Origin of the sequence: Allorhizobium undicola ORS 992 = ATCC 700741 (assembly GCF_000621665.1) — a bacterium.
In the GTDB taxonomy this organism is placed as follows: domain Bacteria; phylum Pseudomonadota; class Alphaproteobacteria; order Rhizobiales; family Rhizobiaceae; genus Allorhizobium; species Allorhizobium undicola.
The window spans coordinates 1-5,674 of sequence record NZ_JHXQ01000039.1 but is presented as its reverse complement, the minus strand read 5'-3'; the positions used below and the strand labels follow the sequence as shown (position 1 = coordinate 5,674).

Here is a 5,674-nt window from a genome sequence, read left to right as displayed (position 1 = left end):
ATGTCGATCGGCAGCGCGCCGATCTTCCAGCGATAGAGAAGATCGTTCAGGCAATGGCCGAAGCGCGACACCATCAGCAGCACCTTCATGCGCTGGCTGGCATCGTGGAAATCGACATCCATCGCAAATTTCGCGGCAATCGGCTCGAAACCCTTGACCAGCGCCTCGCGCGCCACACCCTCTTCCGAAATGAAGCTGACGCGCATGAAGAATTTGCCGGTGCCCAGATCGTCGAATTGCGAACTATCGACGATATTGCAGCCCTTTTCCGTCAGATAGCCGGAAATCGCCGCGACAATGCCGCGCGTCGAAGGACATGTCACCGTCAAAACATAGCTCGTCATCGCGTCTTCCTCTTCTGGGGCCGTAACTGTCGCCACCTGCCCGGCATCAACCGCAAAACCGCCTACACTTTTGGCAACGACATGCTTTTTCCAACGCATGTCGTTATCGCAAAACCGCCTACACTTTTGCGCGACATGCTTTTTTCATCGCATGTCGTTATCGCAAAACCGCTCCACACTTTTGCGCGACATGCTAATAGCCGAGAAGCACCGTTTGGCAAAGGTTTTCAAAAGCCTTCTCGACCGCGCATGGGGAATTTACGGAGAGGAGCTGCCACTGGAAGGCTTCCAAGCGGCCTTTTCAGGCCGAGTTCCGCCATTGTCAGGAAAGCCGTTTGCCCTATAACAGGTCATGCTGATATGGAGGCGGAAAGCGACGTCCTGTCGGCTCGAATTCCTCTTGCCTGAAGACGCGCCAACGTCTTTCATGCTTCGGGCATGAGGACCCTGCGCCCTGAAAGGATTTTTCATGATCGCAAAGATGACGGGCAGGCTTTGCGCCGCTGTGCTTGCCTGCGCCACTGCCGCCGTTTCCGGCCCGGGCTTTGCCGCGGAGGCCTGTTTCAGGGGCATCAATCTTTCAGGTGCCGAGTTTGGCGATGTCGGCGGCAAGCCGATGACGGATTATGCCTATCCAACGGAGGCCACCATCCGGTATTTCGCCGAAAAGGGCTTCAACTCCGTGCGGCTGCCCTTTCGCTGGGAACATTTGCAACCCGAACCGCAAAAGCCGCTGGATACGGACGAGTTGAAGCGTCTGGACACGACGATCCGGCTGGTGAAAAAACAGAAGATGCGCATCGTGCTCGATCCACATAATTTCGGCAGCTATTACAAGAAGCAGGTCAACACCGCCGACGTGCCCGTGGAGCAATTTGCCGATTTATGGGCAAGGCTTGCCGAGCGTTACGGCAATGACCAGGCCATCGCCTTCGGGCTGATGAACGAGCCCTTCGATATGCCCGCCAGCCAATGGCTCGCAGGCGCCAATGGCGCCATTGCCGCCATTCGCGCCACCGGGGCAAAAAACCTCATTCTGGTTCCCGGCACAGCCTGGACGGGCGCCCATAGCTGGGAAAGCGACAGCTATGGCGGCGCGAACGGCGTTATCATGCTGGGAATAAAGGACCCCGCCAACAATTACGCCTATGAGGTCCACCAGTATTTCGACCGGGATTTTTCCGGCACGCATGACGATTGCAGCCGCGCCACCGATGCCGTTGCCGCCGTTGACGGCTTTACCAGGTGGCTGCGCAAGAACAACCGCCGCGGCTACCTGGGCGAATTCGGCGCGCCAGGGGCCGCCCAATGCGTTCAGGCCATCCGCGACATGACGGCGCTGGTGGAAAAGAACAGCGACCGCTGGGTGGGCTGGGCCTATTGGGCAGCAGGCGACTGGTGGCCGGAGACCGAAGCCTTGAACATCCAGCCCGGCAAAAACGGCGACCGCCCGCAAATGGCGGGTCTGCTTCCCGCGCTCAAAGATTACTCGGCCGCCGCAAGCGATTGCCCGTCGCTGCGCAGGCGGTAGCCAGACCACCCACGCCTTTGCGGGCAAGCCCTGTGTTGCCCTCGTGTCACAGGGGTGTGACAGAGGCGTCTGCACCGGAACCGCCAGCCTTTTTCCGCGTTTCAGCGGCAAGGGTAAGGAGTTCTGGATATGATCGGTTTTGCAGCAATAATGGTGGTTGTCGCATGTCATCCGCAGCAGTCAAGTTGTGCGAAAGAACCTGTGGCGGTCATCAGCTATGAAAGTTCTGCCGCCTGCCGCGCGCAACTGCCCGCACGCCTGAAGGCGCTCGAAGCTTTCTCCCTCAAGATTTATGGGGACTGCGTTCCCGTCTCGGCCGAAGCCATGGCAGGACGGCAACTGCAAAAAGTCATGAGCGACAGGCAATTGCAGGCCCTGGCGCAAGAAAGCCGCGCCAATGGCCGGGTGAAGGCCGTGGCTCTCGACGCCATCTCTCCGAAGAATGCGCCATGAACGTGAAGAGCAACGTCGCAAACGCTTGAACACACGCAAAAAGGCCCGGTCTCCCGGGCCTTTTGTCTCGATAGCGCTTGGTCAGACGCGGCGGAAAAGCCGGCTTACCAGCGAAATGAGGAAGAGAACGATAAAGACGAAGAACAGGATCTTTGCGATACCTGCCGATGCGCCGGCAATTCCGCCAAAACCAAGGGCTGCGGCGATCAGCGCAACAACGAGAAAAACGAGAGAATAATAGAGCATTGATGACCTCCATGGGATTTCGATCCTGTAACGATGGAGCCACGTCTTTGTTCCGAACATCATCATTTTCTGCTAAAGCTTTCCGTGTAAAATTATGGCAACGCGGCGGGAACTTTCGCTGCGGTCGCGCATTAAGAAGCCGACTTGCAATCAAGGCTCAGAGACAGCATGAATAATCATCATTCACTCAAGGATGCGCAGAATGGGGTGTCGGGCCCTGCACCGTCCGGCCCACAGCAGACCATCAGCGCACAGCTCAGGCATTTCTACAATTCGGTTCAGGAAGAAGGCATTCCCGACCGTTTCGTGGAACTGCTGGAGCGTCTTGACGATGCGGAAAAGCGCGCTGGCAAGGCTAATGACAGCAAGGACGAGCCCCGATGAGCGTGGAAAAGCAAGCCGACCCCAAGAAGCAGCCGCTTGACCGACAGGCTGACGACCGTGGCTTCAAGCGCGACATGCTGGCAGCGCTTCCGAATTTGCGCGCCTTTGCCGTTTCCCTCACCGGACGCCACCATGTTGCCGACGATCTGGTGCAGGACACCATCATGAAAGCCTGGGCAAAGCAGGACCATTTCGAACCCGGCACCAATATGAAGGCATGGCTTTTCACCATCCTGCGCAATGAATTCTATTCCCAGATGCGCAAGCGCGGCCGCGAGGTGTCCGATCCTGACGGCATTTTCACCTCCCAGCTTGCCGTTCACCCGCAGCAATACGGTTCGCTCGATTTGCAGGATTTCCGCAAGGCGCTGGAGCAACTGCCTTCTGACCAGCGAGAAGCCATCATTCTCGTCGGCGCATCGGGCTTTGCCTATGAGGAAGCGGCGGAAATCTGCGGCTGCGCGGTCGGCACCATCAAAAGCCGCATCAATCGCGCCCGCAATAAATTGCAGGAAATCCTGGGCGTGACAGGCGAAGGCGATTTCGGCCCGGACGCCAATAATTCGGCCGTCACCAAGCGGGCTTTCGCCGTCTGACACCGGCCATCACCCACGCTGCCCAGCCGCGTGGCGCTTCGCGACCGCAGCCTTTACGGCTGCCAGCAGGCTTGCTTCATCGAATGGCTTGGACAGCATCGCAAAGCCCTGCTGTCCAGCCGTAAACCCTGGCACTTCATCGAAGGACGTCAGAAAAACAACGCCGAGCCCCATGATATTGAGCATGGACCAGGTTGCGCGGTTATTGTCCGGCAGCGAAACGGCATCGACCAGCACCACATCGAAAGGCGCGCTTTCCAGCTCCCGCTGCATATCCTTGCGGCTGCATACGGTTACGGAACTGCCGGTCAACTCCGTCAGCAATACCTCGATCTCAAGCGCAATGAGGGCCTGTTTTTCGGCAACCAGTATTCTTAGCGTTTCAGTCATCACGAATGGAACCTTTTGCTGAAAGGCGCCTTATCGGCCAAAGGCAACAGGGCCGTCATTTAAAAATGACATAGCGACAGTCCGGCGAGGAAAAGCCATGCAAGAAGATCGGCTGCGGTTTGGCGTTCATACGGCCTGTCTGGTCTGCCCGCTGCGGGCCAACCCGAATTTCCGGGATTTCACGCCGGAAGAGCTGGAATTCGTGCGCAATTTCCGCAGCGGCGAACTTCATGCCGGAGCAGGAACGGCGATTTTCAACGAGGGCAGCCAAAGCTCTCATCTTTATACGACGCTGACGGGCTGGGGCTTCCGCTACAAGACTCTTCCCGACGGGCGCCGGCAGATCCTCAATTACATTCTGCCCGGCGACATGATCGGCCTACAGGGCGCGCTTTTCGAAGAAATGAACCATTCCGTGGAAGCGCTGACGGACATGCGGTTATGCGTCTTCGAACGCAAGCCGCTGTTCAGCCTGTTTGAAAAACACCCCGGCCTCGGCTACGACCTGACATGGATCGCATCACGCGAGGAATGCATCCTCGATGAGCATTTGCTGAGCGTGGGCCAGCGCAGCGCCCTGGAGCGGGCCGCCTACCTTCTGGCCTTCCTGCACCACCGCGCCCTGGCCAGCGCCACGCTTTCCACCGACACTCGCTCCATTCCCATCACGCAGGCGCATGTGGCCGATACGCTCGGCCTTTCCATTGTCCATACCAACAAGACATTGCGGAAACTGGCGGTGTCGGGCACGCTGCGCTGGCTGGATCGCGGCTGCGAAGTGCTGGATGCGCCAGCCCTTCAACGCATTGCCAAATGGACGCCCGGCAAGGCCACCGCCCGGCCCTTCCTTTGACCGGAAAACCGTGACTGCACTTTGCCTGAAAATGCTCTGCCCGGCGCCAGCAGCCAAAAGGCCGGTCCTTTCGAACCGGCCTTTTGAGCTTGTTGTTCCTTGAGCGTCTTGGACCCTTGCCGGAAACGCCCTGCCGTTACGCCACGACGATGACGCCCGTAATCAGTGCGATGATGAAAATCACCAGCACGACGAAAATCAGGATTCGAGCAATGCCGAAGGAGGCACCCGCCACGCCGCGAAAGCCCAGAAGACTTGCAACCGCAGCAATCAGAAGAAAAATCAGGATCCAGTGCAGCATGGCGACCTCCATTTATTGATTATGATCACCGCACCAACGCAAGGCGCCTGCCATTGTTCCATCATTGCGCGCTGCCGGACTGATGTGCTGCGCATTTTCAAGGCGACTGTCTCCCTGTCCTGAAACATGCGCTCTGGAGCATTTTCAGGAAAAGTGGAAGCCGATTTTCCGTCTGAAAATGCATAAAAACAAATAGTTAGAGCGGTTCAATGTTTCCGTGCACAGTACACGACGCTACGATTTTGCGTGTGGTTTACCCCCCTCTGTCCTGCCGGACATCTCCCCCTCAAGGCAGGGGAATCGCATATGGGTTTCAAGCTATTGAATGATTGAGGCAAATCGCTTCATCTTCCTCCGACTGATTTGGAGGGTTTGATGAAAGGATTTGCCTCTTTGTTTGGATCTGTTCCTGATCCTCGTGCTGCCAATGTGCGCCATCCGTTGAACAGTATTTTGTTCATTGCGCTTGCGGCGGTGCTGTGTGGTGCAGAGACGTGTCAGGACATGGCTGATTTCGGCGTTTCCAAGCGCAAGCTCTTAAAAGAGATCATACCCCTGCCTTATGGCGTCCCAAGC

At 57.4% G+C, this 5,674-nt stretch carries 10 protein-coding genes; 6 read left to right on the top strand and 4 right to left on the bottom strand.

Features of this window, described 5'->3' with window-relative positions; translation table 11 throughout:
• Positions 1-344: ACT domain-containing protein (locus T424_RS21540; protein ID WP_037068381.1), on the bottom strand; the 344-nt coding region annotated here is incomplete at its 3' end.
• A gap of 481 nt (positions 345-825) precedes the next feature.
• On the opposite strand from T424_RS21540, the gene T424_RS0118575 reads away from it, so the two are divergent.
• Both T424_RS0118575 and T424_RS0118570 read left to right on the top strand, forming a co-directional pair.
• A complete protein-coding gene (locus tag T424_RS0118575; protein WP_051559261.1) occupies positions 826-1,875 on the top strand; it encodes a glycoside hydrolase family 5 protein in 1,050 nt (349 codons plus the stop codon).
• A gap of 129 nt (positions 1,876-2,004) precedes the next feature.
• Positions 2,005-2,328, top strand: a complete 324-nt coding sequence (locus T424_RS0118570; protein WP_027489050.1) for a hypothetical protein — start codon at positions 2,005-2,007, stop codon at positions 2,326-2,328.
• A gap of 81 nt (positions 2,329-2,409) precedes the next feature.
• Here the strand turns inward: T424_RS0118570 and T424_RS22340 are convergent, their stop codons facing one another.
• Entirely contained in the window at positions 2,410-2,574 is a 165-nt protein-coding gene (locus T424_RS22340; RefSeq protein WP_027489049.1) for a DUF1328 domain-containing protein, read from the bottom strand.
• A gap of 168 nt (positions 2,575-2,742) precedes the next feature.
• On the opposite strand from T424_RS22340, the gene T424_RS0118560 reads away from it, so the two are divergent.
• Positions 2,743-2,958, top strand: a complete 216-nt coding sequence (locus T424_RS0118560; protein WP_027489048.1) for a NepR family anti-sigma factor — start codon at positions 2,743-2,745, stop codon at positions 2,956-2,958.
• Positions 2,955-3,554, top strand: a complete 600-nt coding sequence (locus T424_RS0118555; protein WP_084268588.1) for an RNA polymerase sigma factor — start codon at positions 2,955-2,957, stop codon at positions 3,552-3,554. Before T424_RS0118560 ends, T424_RS0118555 begins: the two co-directional genes overlap by 4 nt.
• A gap of 9 nt (positions 3,555-3,563) precedes the next feature.
• Here T424_RS0118555 and T424_RS0118550 read toward each other — a convergent pair whose 3' ends face one another.
• Complete coding sequence (locus tag T424_RS0118550; RefSeq protein ID WP_027489046.1) at positions 3,564-3,944, bottom strand: response regulator transcription factor; 381 nt, start codon at positions 3,942-3,944, stop codon at positions 3,564-3,566.
• A gap of 97 nt (positions 3,945-4,041) precedes the next feature.
• Between T424_RS0118550 and T424_RS0118545 the strand changes: the two genes are divergently transcribed.
• A complete protein-coding gene (locus T424_RS0118545; RefSeq protein WP_037068378.1) occupies positions 4,042-4,797 on the top strand; it encodes a Crp/Fnr family transcriptional regulator in 756 nt (251 codons plus the stop codon).
• A 136-nt stretch (positions 4,798-4,933) separates the two neighbouring features.
• Here T424_RS0118545 and T424_RS22335 read toward each other — a convergent pair whose 3' ends face one another.
• The gene (locus T424_RS22335; protein ID WP_027489044.1) at positions 4,934-5,098 is read right to left on the bottom strand and encodes a DUF1328 domain-containing protein; all 165 of its coding nucleotides are present in this window, start codon (positions 5,096-5,098) and stop codon (positions 4,934-4,936) included.
• Between the two features lie 375 nt (positions 5,099-5,473).
• Here T424_RS22335 and T424_RS22725 point away from each other — a divergent pair.
• On the top strand, positions 5,474-5,674 hold a 201-nt coding region (locus T424_RS22725; RefSeq protein ID WP_027489043.1), incomplete at its 3' end, for a transposase family protein.

What these genes read in the sequence shown, in the direction of transcription:
- T424_RS22335 (WP_027489044.1), bottom strand. Translation starts at nt 5,098, where the DNA reads ATGCTGCACTGGATCCTGATTTTTCTTCTGATTGCTGCGGTTGCAAGT.
- T424_RS0118560 (WP_027489048.1), top strand. Translation starts at nt 2,743, where the DNA reads ATGAATAATCATCATTCACTCAAGGATGCGCAGAATGGGGTGTCGGGC.
- T424_RS0118550 (WP_027489046.1), bottom strand. Translation starts at nt 3,944, where the DNA reads ATGACTGAAACGCTAAGAATACTGGTTGCCGAAAAACAGGCCCTCATT.
- T424_RS22340 (WP_027489049.1), bottom strand. Translation starts at nt 2,574, where the DNA reads ATGCTCTATTATTCTCTCGTTTTTCTCGTTGTTGCGCTGATCGCCGCA.
- T424_RS0118555 (WP_084268588.1), top strand. Translation starts at nt 2,955, where the DNA reads ATGAGCGTGGAAAAGCAAGCCGACCCCAAGAAGCAGCCGCTTGACCGA.
- T424_RS0118575 (WP_051559261.1), top strand. Translation starts at nt 826, where the DNA reads ATGACGGGCAGGCTTTGCGCCGCTGTGCTTGCCTGCGCCACTGCCGCC.
- T424_RS0118570 (WP_027489050.1), top strand. Translation starts at nt 2,005, where the DNA reads ATGATCGGTTTTGCAGCAATAATGGTGGTTGTCGCATGTCATCCGCAG.
- T424_RS0118545 (WP_037068378.1), top strand. Translation starts at nt 4,042, where the DNA reads ATGCAAGAAGATCGGCTGCGGTTTGGCGTTCATACGGCCTGTCTGGTC.